Below are 14,837 nucleotides of genomic sequence, written 5' to 3'. Positions count from 1 at the left end.
TCCAGACCGCGGCGAGCGCGGAAAGTCATCGCTAGAACACTCCGCAGCCGGCCACCCCGCACACCATCGAGCTGATCAGCAGGAGCGGCCACAGGCCAACCGCGACGACGAGGGCCGCGATGTTGGCGAAGATGGTGAAGTCGCCCGACAGCGCGGCCTCCAGCTGTCCGATCAGCTCGATGTGGAACGCCGCGTACACGACGCCGATCACGGTGTAGATCAGAAGGATCCACAACAATAGCTCCACGTAGGTGTTGATCCCCCGCTGCAGCAACATGTGCTGCAACCGTTCCCACATCGATTCCCCTACAGTTCGAGCAGCCGTGGCAGGTCCGCCACCGAGTCGATGACGTGGTTTGGCTGCATCGCGAATTCGTCTGCCGCCCAACGATCCAACGTATCCTGTCGAAATTTGCCGGTGCGCACCAACACGCCGGTCATACCGACCACCTGCGCCGCCAGCACATCGTTGTTGAGGTCGTCGCCGACCATGTACATCTCGTCGGGTTCGACACCGAGGCGGCTCGCCGCGGCCAGGAAACCCTCGGGTGCGGGCTTACCGACCGCCGTCGCCTTCCGTCCGGACGTCTCCTCCATACCGATCAGGTACATGCCGGTGTCCACGCGCAACCCGTCGGTCGTCGTCCATGCGGTGCTGCGGTGCATCGCGACCACCGGCACGCCCTGCGCCATCCAGTCGTAGACCCACGACAACGTCAGGTGGCTGTATTCCGGGCCGGCACCGCCGAGCAGGACGACGTCCGGGGCCTCGGGCGCGCGCGGACCGCTGAACTCGTGGGAGTAGACGATGTCGATGCCCGGCATGTCCTCGGCGATCTGCCCGTTGTTCACCAGAAAGCAACGCGCGTCCGGATACCGGTCGCGGACGTACTGCGCGGTCAGCACCGCGGCGGTGATGACCTCGTCGGGCCGCACCGACATGCCCGCCTCGGTGAGCAGTTCGGCGATCTGAACGCGGGTCTTGGTCGTCGTGTTGGTCAGGTACGCACAGGCAATCTGGTTGTCGTTCAACGTCCGGACGGTCTGCGCCGCACCCTCGATCGGCTGCCACGAGGTCACCAGCACGCCATCGATGTCGAACAGCACCCCACCGATAGCCATGGCCCCGACAGTAAACGGCGGATGCGCGAGCGCAAATCGTGGAGCCCCGGTGGATTCGAGTAGTCGCCTACGCTAGTGCGTCGCCATCGGTCGTCGAAAACTATCCCTTACCAGGGCCGATACCGGCCACGGATGTCGAGGTGAGGGGTGGGCGATGCCAGTCGTAGGCGAACGAGCGGTGGTTCTCGGCGCGAGCATGGCAGGCCTGCTGGCCGCCAGGGTACTCGCGGACAGCTACCGGACCGTGACCGTGGTAGAGCGCGACGCGCTGCCCACCGAGCCCACGCCCAGGCGTGGAGTCCCTCAGGGCAGGCTGATCCACGCCCTGCTCGCGCGCGGGGCCCAGGTGCTCGAGGAGTTGTTGCCGGGCATCCTCGATGAACTCGTCGCGGACGGCGCCGTCAAGTGGGACGGCGATTACTCCAGGCTCTGCTTCGCGCCCGGTGGCCATCGACTCGTGCAATCGGGCCGGTGCCCGTCCCCCGACTCGATGCCGTTCTACTTCCAGAGCCGGCCGTTTCTGGATTGGCATGTGCTGCGGCGCATGCGCGAGATTCCCAACGTGAACATCGTGGAGCGCCACGACGTGGTCTCCCTGGCGGCAACCTCCGACCGCCGCCGGGTCACGGGCGTCGACGTGATCGACCGTGACAGCCGCGAGGTGACGATGCTGGACGCCGACCTCGTCGTCGACGCGACCGGGCGTGGCTCCCGCACACCGCTGTTCCTCGAGCAGTTGGGTTATGACCGGCCGCCGGTGGACGAAGTAGTCGTGCAATTGGCTTACGCCTGCCAGCCGGTGCGCATCAAGCCCGGCGCGCTCGCGGAACACTTCATCGCGCTCATGCCGGAGCACGGTAGGCCCCGGATGTTTGCGACCGCGTGCTTCGAGAACGACGCGACGATGTTCGCGATCGGGGCCATGGCCAGCCACCCGGTGCCGGATACGTCCGATGAAATGCGTGATTTCGTAGCCGATTTCGTGCCCCCGAACGTGCTGGCGGCCCTCGCCGACGCCGAACCGCTTGGACCCGTGGTGAATTACCGGGTGCCGTCCAACCGCTGGCGCCGCTACGACAAGTTGCGCCGGCTACCCGACGGGCTCCTGGTGCTCGGCGACGCGGTGTGCAGCTTCAATCCAATCTACGGGCAGGGCATGACCGTTGCGGCCGTTGAGGCCACCGTGCTGCGCGACTGCCTGCAGCGCGGCGACAGAAATCTGGCCCGCCGCTTCTTCCGATCCAGCGTCAAGCCGATCCGCATCGCCTGGCAGACCGCCGTCGGATCGGATCTGGCGTTGCCCGAAGTCGAGGGAACTGTTCCCCTGTCGATACGGCTGAGCAACGCGTACCTGGACCGTGTGTTGACGGCGTGCGAAACGGACGAGGCGGTCACGCTCCGGTTCCTTCGCGTCCTCGGGATGCTGGACCCGCCGACGAAGCTCTTCTCGCCCTCGATCATGCGACGGGTGCTGCGAGGCCGGCAGCCCCACTACCGACGCGACCACTCATTGTCGGCCACCCACGGCGAGGCCTCGGCCGCGATCGACCACGCCAGCTCGGTGGGCACATCTATCACCTGATAGTGCTTGACCCCGGCGGCCGTCGCGGCGATCAGCGTCGCCACCCCGGCCCGGCGCTGCATCCACGTCTGACGCACCGTCCAGCCGATGATGCCCGAGGCCTCGATGCAGTCGCGGCGACGTTGCAGGCTGCCGGTGCGCGCGACCAGCCACCCGTCTCCCACGCGGTGGCCTAGCGACCGTGCGCGGTCGACCGCCAGCAGTGCGCAGCAACCGGTGACGACGGCCCACAGCACCCACACCCATGCCGGCGTCGGCGCCACCAGCAGCACCACCGCGGCGACCGCGGGCACTACCATCGCCCTCGTCCACCGTCTACGAGTCGCGACCGCCCCGTGCGCACGAAGCGGACCGACCACCGCGTCGGGGCGTTCGATCAGATCTGTCAGCACGTCGTCGGCCGTGCGCTTCGGACAGGGCGGCAACAACAACGACGACTCACCCTCTCCCCCGACGCCGGTCATGACCGCATCGAGGCGGGCGCCGCCGAACAGCCGGACCAGCAACGGTTCCCGAAGCGTGCCGCCGCGCAGGCGGCGCATGTCGAAGGTGTGCTCGCGAACGCGCAACAGCCCATACCGCAGGTGCAGCACCTCGAAGTCCCGCCGCAACTCGAGGTTTCCGTAGGTCACCAACGACTGCAGCACCGACAGCACGACGGACGCCACCAGAAGCACCAACACGCCTGCCGCGATGCTGGCCGCAGTTCCGACACTCCTGGCCGTTTCGACCCACGACTGGGCCAGCCGCGAGTCCTGCACGCCGCTTCCGGCGCCCACCTGATACACCACACCTGCAGCGGCGGCGATCATCGCCAGCCCGGTGAAACTCAGCGGGCTGTAGCGCAACCACGCCGGCTTCCACTGGGCCAGCACCCGACCTGGAGTCGACGGCTTGTTCTCCTCGACCGTCAAGGATTCGGCCAGCAGCAGCCCGCGCAACGGGCCGACCTGATCGCTGGGTACCGCGTCGAGCGCGAACGCGGCGTCCCCCGTGGCTTCCTGGCCGGTGCTGACCCGCAGCACCGTCAACCCCAGCAACCGGTGGAGCAGGCGGGCGTCGGTGGAAACCGACCGAATCCTGTTGCGCGGCACCGAGAGCTCCTTGCGCTGCAAGACGCCGGTGCGCAGCTGCACGTCGCTCGGCCCGATGCGATAGGTCGTGGTGAACCAGCGGGCTAGGCCGAACGCCACCGTGATTCCCAGCGCCGCGAAGGCCAGCACCGGATTCCCGGTCGCCGAGCCGAGCACCAGCGTGCCGACGATGACGGGGATCTGGCGGATGACCTCATGCACCGGATGCACCAGCAGCATCCGGGGGCTGAGGCGCTGCCACACCTCGCCGGCCGGTGGATACCCCCAACCGGGCGGCGTCCCGGTCGTCATGTCGCATCCCCGGTGCCGAGCGCGGCGATGTCGGTGAGCCGGGCGACGACCGCGTCGGCGACGTCGGCGTCCAGCGCGATGATGCGCACCGCGCCCGCCGAGGACGCCGTCGTCACGGTGACGTTCGCCAGCCCGAACAACCGGTCCAGCGGACCGCGTTCGGTGTCGACGGTCTGCACACGCGAGATCGGCGCGATGCGGCGCTCCTGCGTCAACCAGCCGGTGCGGGTGTACACCGCGCGCGGGTCGACGTCCCACCGGTGCACCCGGTACCTCCACCACGGGACCACCACGACGAACAGGACGATGCCGAGCAGCGTGCCGAGCGCCGCGAGCGCGTGCACCCACCACGTGCGCGAATCCACCACGAACCAGACCAGCTGCGCGAACGCCAGCATCGACCACGGGATCGCCGCGCCGATCGCCCACACCAGCGGCGCCTTGCGGCTCGGTTTGTTCGCGGGATCGACAAGATCGGTCATCAGTCGTCCAGCCTAGGTAACCGCGAGTCGGTCGGCCGCTGAGTATGTTGATCGACATGGGCAGCAAGTGGACCGCGGCCGACATACCCGACCAGTCCGGGCGGACCGCGATCGTGACCGGAGCGAACAGCGGGCTCGGCTATGACACCGCGGCCGCCTTGGCGGCCAAGGGCGCGCAGGTGGTGCTCGCGGTGCGCAACCTCGACAAGGGCAACGAGGCCGTCGACCGCATCAGGAATTCGACACCCAACGCCGCGGTCAGTCTGACCGAACTCGACCTGTCGTCGCTCGACAGCGTCCGCAGGGCCGCCGACGAACTGCGCGCCGCGCACCCCCGTATCGATCTGCTCATCAACAACGCCGGCGTGATGTACGTGCCGAACCGCGAGACCACCAAAGACGGCTTCGAGATGCAGTTCGGCACCAATCATCTCGGCCATTTCGCGCTGACCGGCCTGCTGCTCGAGAACCTCCTGACGGTCGGCGGGTCGCGCGTCGTGACGGTCAGCAGCGTCGGCCATCGCATCCTGGCCCGAATCCGCTTCGAGGACCCGCATTTCGAGACCGGATACAACCGGGTGCGCGCCTACGGTCAGTCGAAGCTGGCCAACCTCTTGTTCACCTACGAACTACAGCGCCGCCTCGCGGCCAAGGGCTCTTCGACGATCGCTGCGGCCGCGCATCCTGGCCTCTCCGACACCGAATTGATGCGCTATGTGCCGGCTTTCATCCCCGACATCGTGTGGAAGGTCGTCGCCCAACCGGCGGAGAAGGGCGCGCTGCCGACCCTTCGTGCAGCCACCGACCCGGGTGTGCAGGGCGGGCAGTACTACGGGCCTGACGGGATCGGCGAAGTGACGGGGAATCCGAAACTCGTTGCCTCCAGCGCACAATCGCACGACCAAGAGATTCAGCACCGGTTGTGGACCATGTCCGAGGAGCTGACCGGCATCACCTACCCCATCTGATGCGGACCGTCGATGAGCATCAGCGCGTCGTCGCCGCGCTGATCAAAGCCCGCCCACCGGTCAGCATTCCCATCGCGGACGCTCTCGGACTCGTGCTCGCAGAGGACGTCGTCGCGCCGTTGTCGCTGCCGGGCTTCGACAACTCGGCGATGGACGGCTACGCCGTGATGGCCGACGACGTGGCTTCGGCGACGCCGGAGAGCCCGGTCAAACTGCCCGTAGCCGAGGACATCCCGGCCGGGCGCACCGACATCCTGACTCTGAAACCCGGTACGGCGCACCGGATCATGACCGGGGCGATGCTGCCGTCCGGCGCCACGGCGGTGGTGCCTGTCGAGGCGACGAACGCCGCGACCGACACCGTGGAGATCCGCGCGACCGCGAAGACCGGCCAGCACATCCGGCGCGCTGGCGAAGACGTCACGGCCGGAACGGCGGTGCTGCGCGCCGGGCAGACCGTCACACCCGCCGCGCTCGGATTGGCCGCCGCACTCGGGCTCGCCGAACTTTCGGTGATCCCGCGACAACGCGTGCTGGTGATGTCGACCGGCACCGAACTGGTCGCACCGGGCATACCCTTGGCGCCCGGTCAGATCTACGAATCGAACGCGGTCATGCTCGCCGCTGCGCTGCGCGACGCCGGGGCCGGCGTCGCGGCTTCCCCGATGACCGGTGATGACGTCGACTCGTTTCGCGCCGCCCTGGCGACGCACACCGGGGACGCCGACCTGATCGTCACGACGGGCGGGGTGAGCGCGGGCGCCTACGAGGTGGTCAAGGACGCCCTCGCGGAAGCCGTGGAATTCGTCAAGGTGGCCATGCAGCCGGGTATGCCGCAGGGCTGCGGGGTCGTCGACGGAACCCCGGTCGTGACGCTGCCCGGAAACCCGGTCAGCGCGCTGGTGTCCTTCGAGGTGTTTCTGCGTGCTCCGCTGCGCGCAGCGATGGGCCTGCCGAACCCCGGCAGGCCGCGACGCACCGCCGAGCTGACCGAAGACCTCACCTCACCGCGCGGAAAACGCCAGTTCCGCAGGGGTGTGCTCGACGCCGACGCCGGAACCGTGACCAGCTACGGGCCTCCCGCATCGCACCACTTGCGCTGGTTGGCGTCGGCGAACTGCCTGTTGGAGATCGCCGAGGACGTCGACGCGCTGCCGGCCGGGTCACCGGTCCAGGTGTGGGACCTGACCTGAACCGGCCCCGTAGAATCGCTGCACGATGGCCAGACGCCCCGACCTGAAAACCGGCCCCGCGCGGCTCCTGGCGCTGGCCCGGACCACGATTCCCCCGATGCACTCCGCCGGGCTGCCGTTCGTCGGCGCCAGCCTGGCGGTGGCCGCCCTCGGGCACCGCAACCGGTGGGTGCGTGGCACCGCCCTGGCGTCGGCCGCGGCCAATGCGTTGTTCTTCCGCCACCCGCCGCGTGTGCCGCCGACCCGCCCCAACCTCGTCGTCGCTCCCGCCGACGGCCTGATCTGCCTCGTCGAGGAGGCGTCGCCGCCGGCCGAACTCGGTTTGCCCGCAACGCCGTTGCCGCGCATCAGTATCTTCCTGTCGATCTTCGACGCGCACGTGCAGCGTGCCCCGATAGGCGGTGAGGTCGTCGCCGTCGAGCACCGCCCGGGCCTGTTCGGTTCGGCCGAGCTGGAAGCCGCCAGCGAGGACAACGAACGCAACAGCGTGCGCATCCGTACCGCCGACGGCGTCGAGGTGATCGCCGTGCAGATCGCCGGCCTGGTGGCGCGGCGCATCGTGTGCGAGGCGAAGGTCGGCGACAAGCTGGAGATCGGCCGGACCTACGGGTTGATCCGCTACGGCTCGCGCCTCGACACCTACCTGCCCGCGGGGTCGAACATCCTGGTGGCGACGGGCCAGCGGGCGGTGGCGGGCGAGACGGTATTGGCCGAACTGCAGCCCGATGTCGCCGGCCGGGCGGCTCCGCAGCCCGATGTCGCCGGCCGGGCGGCTTCGCGATGATCCGGCCCCGCATCAAACGCTCCGTCGTCAGCCTGCGGATCCTGCCCAGCGCGATGACCGTCGCGGCGATCTGCCTCGGCTTGAGCGCGGTCAAGATGGCCCTGGACAACCGGCCGACCGAATCGATGGCGTTCCTGGCGGTCGCCGCGATCCTTGATGCGCTCGACGGCCGCATCGCGCGCGCCCTCAAGGCGACCTCGCGCATGGGCGAGGAGATCGACTCGCTCGCCGACGCCGTGAACTTCGGTGTCGCACCGGCGTTCATCGTCTACGGCACGCTGCTGTCGCAGTCGCAGATCGGGTGGATCGTCGTGCTGGTCTACGCGGTGTGCATCGTGCTGCGCCTCGCGCGGTTCAACGCGATGCTCGACGTCGACAAACCCGACTACGAGAAGAAGTACTTCGTCGGCATGCCCGCCCCGGCCGGCGCCATCGGCGCCATCGGTCCGCTGGCGGCCAAGATGCAGTTCGGCGACGGCTGGTGGACCTCGGAACCCGCGGTCGTGATCTGGATGATCGGCGTCTCGCTGCTGGTGGTCAGCACGATCCCGATGCGCAAGATCCACACGTTCTCGGTGCCACCCAACATGGTCGCCCCACTACTGGCCCTCGTGGCGATCGGCGTCGCGGCCGCGATCCTCTACGGCTACCTGGTGATCCTGATCATCATCGCCGCCTACGTCGTACACATCCCGTTCGCCATCCGCACCCGCCGCTTCCTCGCCGCGCATCCGGAGGTCTGGGACGACAAACCACGCCAGCAGCGCGCCGCCCGCCGGGCCATCCGCAGGGCCCAGCCTCACCGCCGGTCGGTGATGCGGCTCGGGTTGCGCAGGCCTGGTTCCCGGCATGACTGAGTTGCAGTCCGACCGTCCCGGTCCCCGGCAGCAGCTCACGCTGACCGCACGGCTGAACACCTCGGCACTCGACTCACGCAGGGGCGTGGTCCGCCTGCACCCGGAAGCCATAGCCGCGCTCGGCATTCGCGAGTGGGATGCGGTGTCGCTGACCGGTTCGCGCACCACCGCCGCCGTCGTCGGCGCGGCGCCCGACGGGGTACCGGCGGGCACCGCGCTGCTCGACGACGTCACGCTGTCCAACGCCGGATTGCGTGAGGACACCACCGTTCTCGTCGCCGCGGTGACCGTTTACGGTGCGCGCTCGGTGACGCTGACCGGTTCGAGGCTCGCCAGCCAGTCCATCTCACCCGCCACCCTTCGACAAGCGTTGCTGGGCAAGGTGATGACGGTCGGCGACACGGTGTCGCTGCTGCCGCGGGAATTGGGTCCCGACATCCCGACCTCGCGCGCGACGGCCGCACTCGCCTCGTCGGTGGGTATCACCTGGACCTCTGAACTGTTGACGGTGACCGGCACCGATCCCGCCGGACCCGTGAGCGTGCAACCCAATTCGGCGGTCTGCTGGAGCGACGGGTCGCCCGGCGGATCTGTCGCACCGACCCCCGACACAGCGCCCGGTCAGGTGGTGGTGACCGCGCCGGAGAAATCGCGACCGGCGCTCGGCGTCGACGACCTCAAGGGTTCGCAGGCCGAGGCGCAGCGCCTCACCGAATGGCTCAAGCTCGCACTCGACCAGCCCGAGCTGCTCGAAACCCTGGGTGCCACAGCCAATCTGGGGGTCCTCGTGTCCGGGCCCGCCGGTGTCGGCAAGGCGGCGCTGGTGCGCGCGGTGTGCGCCGACCGGCGACTGGTCGAACTCGACGGGCCGGAAGTCGGCTCGCTGCGGGCCGAGGATCGGCTGGCGAGCGTGGCGTCGGCGGTGGCCACCGTCCGTGACGGCGGCGGGGTGCTGCTGATCACGGACGTCGACGCGCTGCTGCCGTCCACGGCCGAACCGGTGGCCACGTTGATCCTCACCGAACTGCGCAACGCGGTCGGAACGCGGGGTGTGGCGTTCGTCGCCACGTCGCAACAGCCCGACAACGTCGACGCGCGGTTGCGCGCACCCGATCTGTGCGACCGCGAACTCGGGCTCAGCCTGCCCGACGGCGCGATCCGCAGGCAACTGCTCGAGGTACTGCTGCGCGACGTCCCGGCCAAGGAGCTCAAGCTCGACGAGATCGCAGACCGCACACCGGGTTTCGTGGTCGCCGACCTCGCCGCGCTGGTTCGTGAGGCGGCATTGCGGGCCGCGGCGCGGGCCAGCGCCGACGGTGAGCCGCCGGCCCTCATCCAGGACGATCTGCTGGGCGCGACGACCGTGATCCGCCCGCTGTCGCGGTCGGCCACCGAGGAGGTGTCCGTCGGGTCGGTGACGCTCGAGGACGTCGGCGACATGGTCGACACCAAGCAGGCGCTCACCGAGGCGGTGCTGTGGCCGCTGCAGCACCCCGACACCTTCGCGCGCCTCGGCGTCGCCCCGCCCCGCGGGGTACTGCTCTACGGCCCGCCGGGCTGCGGCAAGACGTTCGTGGTTCGGGCGCTGGCCAGTTCGGGACGTTTGTCGGTGCACGCGGTCAAGGGCGCGGAACTGATGGACAAATGGGTCGGCTCGTCGGAGAAGGCCGTGCGCGAACTGTTCCGCCGCGCCCGCGACTCGGCGCCGTCGCTGGTGTTCCTCGACGAGATCGACGCGCTCGCGCCGCGGCGCGGTCAGAGCTTCGACTCCGGGGTCACCGACCGCGTGGTGGCGGCGCTGCTCACCGAACTCGACGGCATCGATCCGCTGCGAGACGTGGTGGTCCTCGGCGCGACGAACCGGCCCGATCTCATCGACCCGGCGCTGCTGCGCCCCGGCCGGCTGGAGAAGCTGGTCTTCGTCGAACCGCCCGACGCCGAAGCCCGTCGCGAGATCCTGCGTACCGCGGGCAAGTCGATACCGCTGGCCTCCGAGGGAGAGCAGGCCGTCGACCTCGACGCGTTGGCAGGTGAGCTCGAGGGTTACAGCGCCGCCGACTGCGTCGCGCTGCTGCGGGAGGCCGCACTAACGGCGATGCGGCGCTCGATCGACGCCGCCGACGTCACCGCTGCCGATGTCGCCGCCGCCCGCGATGCGGTGCGACCGTCGCTGGACGCCGCGCAGGTGGAGTCGCTGCGCGCATTCTCGGCCGCCCGCTGAAATAAATCTTGACAATGACTAGTTCCAGCGGCACACTCGGAATAACTTGCCATTGTCAAGATTGAGGGAGGTCGCCATGCCCGCCATCGCACCCGTCGTCCGCGCCGGAGACCCCGACCGGGAAAAGACCGCGGACGTGCTCGGTCTGGCTTTGACGCAGGGCTACCTCGGAATGCCCGAGTACGAGGCCCGGTTACAGGCCGCGTTCGCCGCGACCACTCGCCCGGAACTGCACGGGCTCACCGCCGACCTGCCCGTCGAGCGCCTACGGCGCAGCGATCCGCGCCGCCGGGAGGCCCGCAGGAGGATGGCCCGCCGCGGTGTGCAGGTGCACCTGGCCGGTTACCTGACCATGGTCGCGATCGTGCTGACGGTGTGGTTGGTCGTCGGCCTGACCGCCGGCGCGTGGTACTTCTGGCCCATCTGGCCGATCCTCGGCGCGGGCATCGGATTGCTCGGCCACGCCCTTCCGGTGCGGTACGCGCTACCGCCCGCTTCCTGCCGGCGCGGTCACGGTTCGATCAGCCCGGCGCGAATCGCGTAGCCGCGAGGCATCGTCGTCACGCTGCTCAGCACCCCGTTGGCGTGGGTGTACGTCTGGCTGGGATACTTCTGAGCTACTTCTGGTCCTCGGAACGGGCAGGTTTGTCGATCGCACCATGAGCACTCGTGTGTCGATTGCCCCTGCCCGCCCGTGGCTGCGCGCCGTGCGAGTGCGCGACGACCTCGACGGCCTCCGCGGTATCGCGATCCTGCTCGTGGTGCTTTACCACGTCTGGTTCGGCCGGGTGTCCGGCGGCGTGGACGTCTTCCTGGTGCTGTCCGGTTTCTTCTTCGGCGGACGGCTGCTGCGCCAGGCCGCGGGGGAGCAGCCCGACGGGTCACTGCCGCGTGCGATCGTCCGGCTGGCCCGCCGCCTGCTTCCCGCCCTCGTAGTAGTGCTGGCAGCCTCGGCGGTGCTCACGGTGTTGGTACAGCCGCAGACGCGATGGGGGGCGTTCGCCGAGGACGGGCTGGCGAGCCTGTTCTATTGGCAGAATTGGCATCTGGCCGCGACGGCGAACGACTATCTGCGAGCCGGGCAGGCCGTGAGCCCCCTGCAACACATCTGGTCGATGTCGGTGCAGGGGCAATTCTTCATCGCGATGCTGGCCGTCGCCGCGCTGCTCGCCTTCCCCAGCAGGTTTCGCGGCTGGGCCCGCAGGCGGCGGTCCGCCCTGATCACGGTGATCGCCCTGGCGACCGTGTTGTCGTTCTGGTACGCGGTCGTCGCACACCACATCGATCAGTCGCACGCGTACTACGACACGTTCGCCCGCGCGTGGGAACCGTTGGCGGGCATGCTCGCCGCGGCGGCGGTCGGCGTGGTGCGGATGCCGGGGTGGCTGCGGGCCGCGACGGGCGCAACGGGGTTGGCTGCGGTGCTCGCGTGCGGATTTTTCGTCGACGGCGGCGCCGCGTTCCCCGGTCCATGGGCGCTTGTCCCCGTCGGCGCGACGGTGCTGCTGATCTTCAGCGGCGCCCAGACCTCGGCCCGTCTCCCGTGGCCGAACCGGCTCATCGCCTCGGTGCCCCTGGCCACGTTGGGGGCCATGGCGTACTCGCTGTACCTGTGGCACTGGCCGCTGTTGATCTTCTGGCTGGCTTACTCCGGCCAGGACGGTGTCGGCGTCCGTGAGGGCACCGTCGTCGTGGTGCTATCCCTGGCGTTGGCGTATCTGACGATGCGATTCATCGAGGAGCCTCTGCGTGAGCGCAGATCTGATGACCTTGCGGCGCACCGGCTTCCGTCACCCGCCCGAGCGCCCAGGGTGCTGGGCGGTGTCATCGCGGTATTGGCGCTCGGGTTGACAGTGGCGTCGGTGGGGTGGCGCCACCATCTCGACTCCATCCGCGACAACGGCAACGAATTGGAGAACCTGTCGGACCGCGACTATCCGGGGGCGCGGGCCCTGCTCGACAACGTGAAGGTGGCGAAGCTACCGATGCGTCCGACGATCCTCGAGGCGTCCGAGGATCTTCCCGCGACCACCGTCGAGGGCTGCATCACCGACTTCGCGAGCACCGATGTGATCCGTTGCGCGTACGGCGATCCCACCGCCGCCAGGACGATAGCGCTGGCGGGCGGCTCGCACGCCGAGCACTGGATCACGGCGCTGGATCTACTGGGGCGCGCGCACGGTTTCCGCGTCGTGACGTATCTCAAGATGGGTTGCCCCCTCACCACCGACGACGACCCGCGCATCGCCGGCTCGCTCGACCCGTACCCGCAGTGCCGAACGTGGGTGCGCGACACCATGAACGCACTCATCACGGACCGCCCCGACTACGTCTTCACCACCACCACCCGGCCGCACACCGACGGTCCCGGTGACCTGGTCCCTAATGGTTACCTCGGCATCTGGGACGAGTTCAGCGCCAACGGCATCGCGATGCTCGGCCTGCGCGACACACCGTGGATGTTCCGCGACGGCTTCCTGTTCGCACCCGTCGATTGCCTTGCCGAGGGTGGCGATCCGGAATCCTGCGGCATCTCCCGCAGCGACGCGCTCTCCGAGCGCAACCCGACGCTCGACTACGCCGGTCGTTATCCCCTGTTGACCGTGCTCGACCTCAGCGACGCGGTGTGTCGGCCCGACTCCTGCCGCGCCGTTGAGGGCAATGTGCTCGTTTACCATGACGCCCACCATCTTTCAGCGACCTACGTGCGTTCGTTGGTCGACGAATTGGGTCGCCAGATATCCGACGCGACGCGGTGGTGGTGACTCAGGCGCCGAGCCAGCGGTGCGCGGCGGCCGTCATCTGGGCCGCAGCGGGGATCCGGTCGCTCGCCCACGCCACGTAGCCGTCCGGACGCACCAGAACCGCGTCGGGAAGCCCGGAATCGGCGCCGACGGCGCGGACGACGCCGGCTATCTCCACGTCCACCGGGGCGGCCGTCATCAGAACGAACTTCTGCTCGCGTAGGAGTTCGTAGATGCGTGTGCCCCCGCAGTCGACGTCCGGCATTCGCCTGCCGACCATCCGATGCTCGCCCTGGGCGTGCGGATAGGCAATGCCGATGCCGCTGAGCCGTTCGGCGATATAGCGTTTCGTGCGGGGGACGCGGGTCAACGCGCCGACGGCCACCCGCTGCGCGAACCGCTGAACCAGCGAACGGCCGAGTACCAGTTCGTTGAATGCGTCGGTGAGCCGAAGCACCGACTCGCCCACAGGATGTCGCTCGCCGCCGTAGCGGTCCAGCAGCCACGGCGGTGCCGAACCCCGCACGGCAGCCGCGAGCTTCCATCCCAGGTTCATCGCATCCCCGATGCCGGTGTTCATGCCCTGACCGCCAAGCGGTGAGTGGACATGCGCGGCGTCTCCGGCCAGAAACACCCGGCCCCTGCGGTAGTGGCTGGCCTGTTTGCGCTCACTGAGAAATCGTGAGCTCCAACGCATCTCGGTCATCCCGTAGTCGTCGTTCGCGATACGGCCGAAAGAACCTCGGATCTCATCGAACGTCACCGGCTCGGAGAGCGGCGCCTGCTCACGCGTGCGGTCCCAGGCGATGGCGCGGAACCAGCCGTCGCCGAACGGAATCATCAGAACCGCACCGCGGCCGTTGAACACACCGGTCAGGGTGTCCCCCGGTGCCCTGGCAAGCTGGACGTCGGCCAGCAGGATGTGCGTCTCGTACTGCTTACCGACGAAGTCGATGCCGACCGCGGTCCGCACGGTGCTGTGGGCGCCGTCGCACCCGACGACGTACTGGGCCCGCACCGACGACCCGTCGGCGCACCGGACCGTCACCCCGTCGTCGTCCTGAGCGAGCCCGGTCACGCCGGCGCCGCGCACGATGGGCACGCCGAGCTCGTCGGCGCGGGACTGCAACACCTGTTCGGTGCCGCTCTGCGGAACGATCAACAGCATCGCGAAGCGACTGTCGAGCGCACCCAGGTTCATGGTCGCTCCGCCGGGCGGCGCGAACTCCCGGACCGGCACACCCCGCGGCAGCAGGTCCTCCGCCAGGCCGCGCGCGTCCAGCAGTTCCAGGGTGCGGGCATGCACCGCGAACGCTCTGGTGATGTTGGGTTTCGAGGTCCGTTCCTCGAGCAACTGCACGGCGACGCCACCGAGCGCGAGCTCACACGCCAGCATCAGCCCCGTCGGGCCGGCGCCGACCACCACGACGTCGGTGGTGCCCACGAGGCGGCATCGTAGCGCCGATCGTCCCCCGTAGAATGAAGATCACCGAAGCCTT

General features: G+C 69.0%; 13 protein-coding genes. 8 read left to right on the top strand and 5 right to left on the bottom strand.

The features are described 5' to 3' along the window. Positions 1-31 precede the first annotated feature (31 nt). Both A5698_RS16410 and A5698_RS16405 read right to left on the bottom strand, forming a co-directional pair. Positions 32-298 (bottom strand): addiction module protein, encoded by a 267-nt coding sequence (locus A5698_RS16410; protein WP_068298956.1) that lies wholly within the window; start codon positions 296-298, stop codon positions 32-34. 8 nt (positions 299-306) lie between these two features. Beyond that, positions 307-1,122, bottom strand: coding sequence for an HAD-IIA family hydrolase (locus tag A5698_RS16405; RefSeq protein WP_068298951.1), 816 nt, complete (start codon positions 1,120-1,122; stop codon positions 307-309). Positions 1,123-1,276: 154 nt separating this feature from the next. Between A5698_RS16405 and A5698_RS16400 the strand changes: the two genes are divergently transcribed. Beyond that, entirely contained in the window at positions 1,277-2,704 is a 1,428-nt protein-coding gene (locus A5698_RS16400) for an FAD-dependent oxidoreductase (RefSeq protein ID WP_068298948.1), read from the top strand. Here the strand turns inward: A5698_RS16400 and A5698_RS16395 are convergent. Together A5698_RS16395 and A5698_RS16390 are read right to left on the bottom strand one after the other, a co-directional pair. After that, positions 2,614-4,089: a PH domain-containing protein gene (locus A5698_RS16395; protein ID WP_068298946.1), complete on the bottom strand. Its 1,476-nt coding sequence runs from the start codon at positions 4,087-4,089 to the stop codon at positions 2,614-2,616. The two genes, A5698_RS16400 and A5698_RS16395, sit on opposite strands and share 91 nt — an antisense overlap. Beyond that, the gene (locus A5698_RS16390) at positions 4,086-4,571 is read right to left on the bottom strand and encodes a PH domain-containing protein (RefSeq protein ID WP_068298942.1); all 486 of its coding nucleotides are present in this window, start codon (positions 4,569-4,571) and stop codon (positions 4,086-4,088) included. Before A5698_RS16390 ends, A5698_RS16395 begins: the two co-directional genes overlap by 4 nt. Before the next feature lie 56 nt (positions 4,572-4,627). Between A5698_RS16390 and A5698_RS16385 the strand changes: the two genes are divergently transcribed. The 7 genes from A5698_RS16385 to A5698_RS16355 all read left to right on the top strand — a co-directional run bounded on the left by A5698_RS16385 (position 4,628) and on the right by A5698_RS16355 (position 13,359). After that, positions 4,628-5,539 carry an SDR family NAD(P)-dependent oxidoreductase gene (locus tag A5698_RS16385; protein WP_068298977.1) on the top strand — a complete coding sequence of 304 codons (912 nt, stop codon included), beginning with the start codon at positions 4,628-4,630 and terminating at the stop codon, positions 5,537-5,539. Further along, positions 5,539-6,732, top strand: coding sequence for a molybdopterin molybdotransferase MoeA (moeA, locus tag A5698_RS16380; RefSeq protein ID WP_068298940.1), 1,194 nt, complete (start codon positions 5,539-5,541; stop codon positions 6,730-6,732). The genes A5698_RS16385 and moeA overlap by 1 nt, the downstream gene beginning before the upstream one ends. A gap of 25 nt (positions 6,733-6,757) precedes the next feature. Then, the gene (locus tag A5698_RS16375) at positions 6,758-7,516 is read left to right on the top strand and encodes a phosphatidylserine decarboxylase (protein ID WP_084792476.1); all 759 of its coding nucleotides are present in this window, start codon (positions 6,758-6,760) and stop codon (positions 7,514-7,516) included. After that, positions 7,513-8,373, top strand: a complete 861-nt coding sequence (gene pssA / locus A5698_RS16370; RefSeq protein ID WP_067088845.1) for a CDP-diacylglycerol--serine O-phosphatidyltransferase — start codon at positions 7,513-7,515, stop codon at positions 8,371-8,373. Before A5698_RS16375 ends, pssA begins: the two co-directional genes overlap by 4 nt. Next, positions 8,366-10,594, top strand: a complete 2,229-nt coding sequence (locus tag A5698_RS16365) for an AAA family ATPase (RefSeq protein WP_068298937.1) — start codon at positions 8,366-8,368, stop codon at positions 10,592-10,594. Before pssA ends, A5698_RS16365 begins: the two co-directional genes overlap by 8 nt. Before the next feature lie 76 nt (positions 10,595-10,670). After that, entirely contained in the window at positions 10,671-11,138 is a 468-nt protein-coding gene (locus tag A5698_RS16360) for a DUF1707 domain-containing protein (RefSeq protein ID WP_068298933.1), read from the top strand. A 115-nt stretch (positions 11,139-11,253) separates the two neighbouring features. Further along, positions 11,254-13,359 (top strand): acyltransferase family protein, encoded by a 2,106-nt coding sequence (locus tag A5698_RS16355; RefSeq protein ID WP_068298928.1) that lies wholly within the window; start codon positions 11,254-11,256, stop codon positions 13,357-13,359. Between the two features lies 1 nt (position 13,360). Here the strand turns inward: A5698_RS16355 and A5698_RS16350 are convergent, their stop codons facing one another. Beyond that, the gene (locus A5698_RS16350; protein ID WP_084792475.1) at positions 13,361-14,782 is read right to left on the bottom strand and encodes an FAD-dependent monooxygenase; all 1,422 of its coding nucleotides are present in this window, start codon (positions 14,780-14,782) and stop codon (positions 13,361-13,363) included. Between the last annotated feature and the right edge of the window lie 55 nt (positions 14,783-14,837).

The organism is Mycobacterium sp. E136 (assembly GCF_001666865.1).
GTDB lineage: Bacteria > Actinomycetota > Actinomycetes > Mycobacteriales > Mycobacteriaceae > Mycobacterium.
The sequence above is the reverse complement of the archived record's forward strand: the minus strand, read 5'-3'. Positions and strand labels throughout refer to the sequence as shown.

What these genes read in the sequence shown, in the direction of transcription:
- A5698_RS16405 (WP_068298951.1), bottom strand. Translation starts at nt 1,122, where the DNA reads ATGGCTATCGGTGGGGTGCTGTTCGACATCGATGGCGTGCTGGTGACC.
- A5698_RS16360 (WP_068298933.1), top strand. Translation starts at nt 10,671, where the DNA reads ATGCCCGCCATCGCACCCGTCGTCCGCGCCGGAGACCCCGACCGGGAA.
- A5698_RS16355 (WP_068298928.1), top strand. Translation starts at nt 11,254, where the DNA reads ATGAGCACTCGTGTGTCGATTGCCCCTGCCCGCCCGTGGCTGCGCGCC.
- moeA (WP_068298940.1), top strand. Translation starts at nt 5,539, where the DNA reads ATGCGGACCGTCGATGAGCATCAGCGCGTCGTCGCCGCGCTGATCAAA.
- A5698_RS16385 (WP_068298977.1), top strand. Translation starts at nt 4,628, where the DNA reads ATGGGCAGCAAGTGGACCGCGGCCGACATACCCGACCAGTCCGGGCGG.
- A5698_RS16400 (WP_068298948.1), top strand. Translation starts at nt 1,277, where the DNA reads ATGCCAGTCGTAGGCGAACGAGCGGTGGTTCTCGGCGCGAGCATGGCA.
- A5698_RS16410 (WP_068298956.1), bottom strand. Translation starts at nt 298, where the DNA reads ATGTGGGAACGGTTGCAGCACATGTTGCTGCAGCGGGGGATCAACACC.
- A5698_RS16390 (WP_068298942.1), bottom strand. Translation starts at nt 4,571, where the DNA reads ATGACCGATCTTGTCGATCCCGCGAACAAACCGAGCCGCAAGGCGCCG.
- A5698_RS16375 (WP_084792476.1), top strand. Translation starts at nt 6,758, where the DNA reads ATGGCCAGACGCCCCGACCTGAAAACCGGCCCCGCGCGGCTCCTGGCG.
- A5698_RS16365 (WP_068298937.1), top strand. Translation starts at nt 8,366, where the DNA reads ATGACTGAGTTGCAGTCCGACCGTCCCGGTCCCCGGCAGCAGCTCACG.
- A5698_RS16395 (WP_068298946.1), bottom strand. Translation starts at nt 4,089, where the DNA reads ATGACGACCGGGACGCCGCCCGGTTGGGGGTATCCACCGGCCGGCGAG.
- pssA (WP_067088845.1), top strand. Translation starts at nt 7,513, where the DNA reads ATGATCCGGCCCCGCATCAAACGCTCCGTCGTCAGCCTGCGGATCCTG.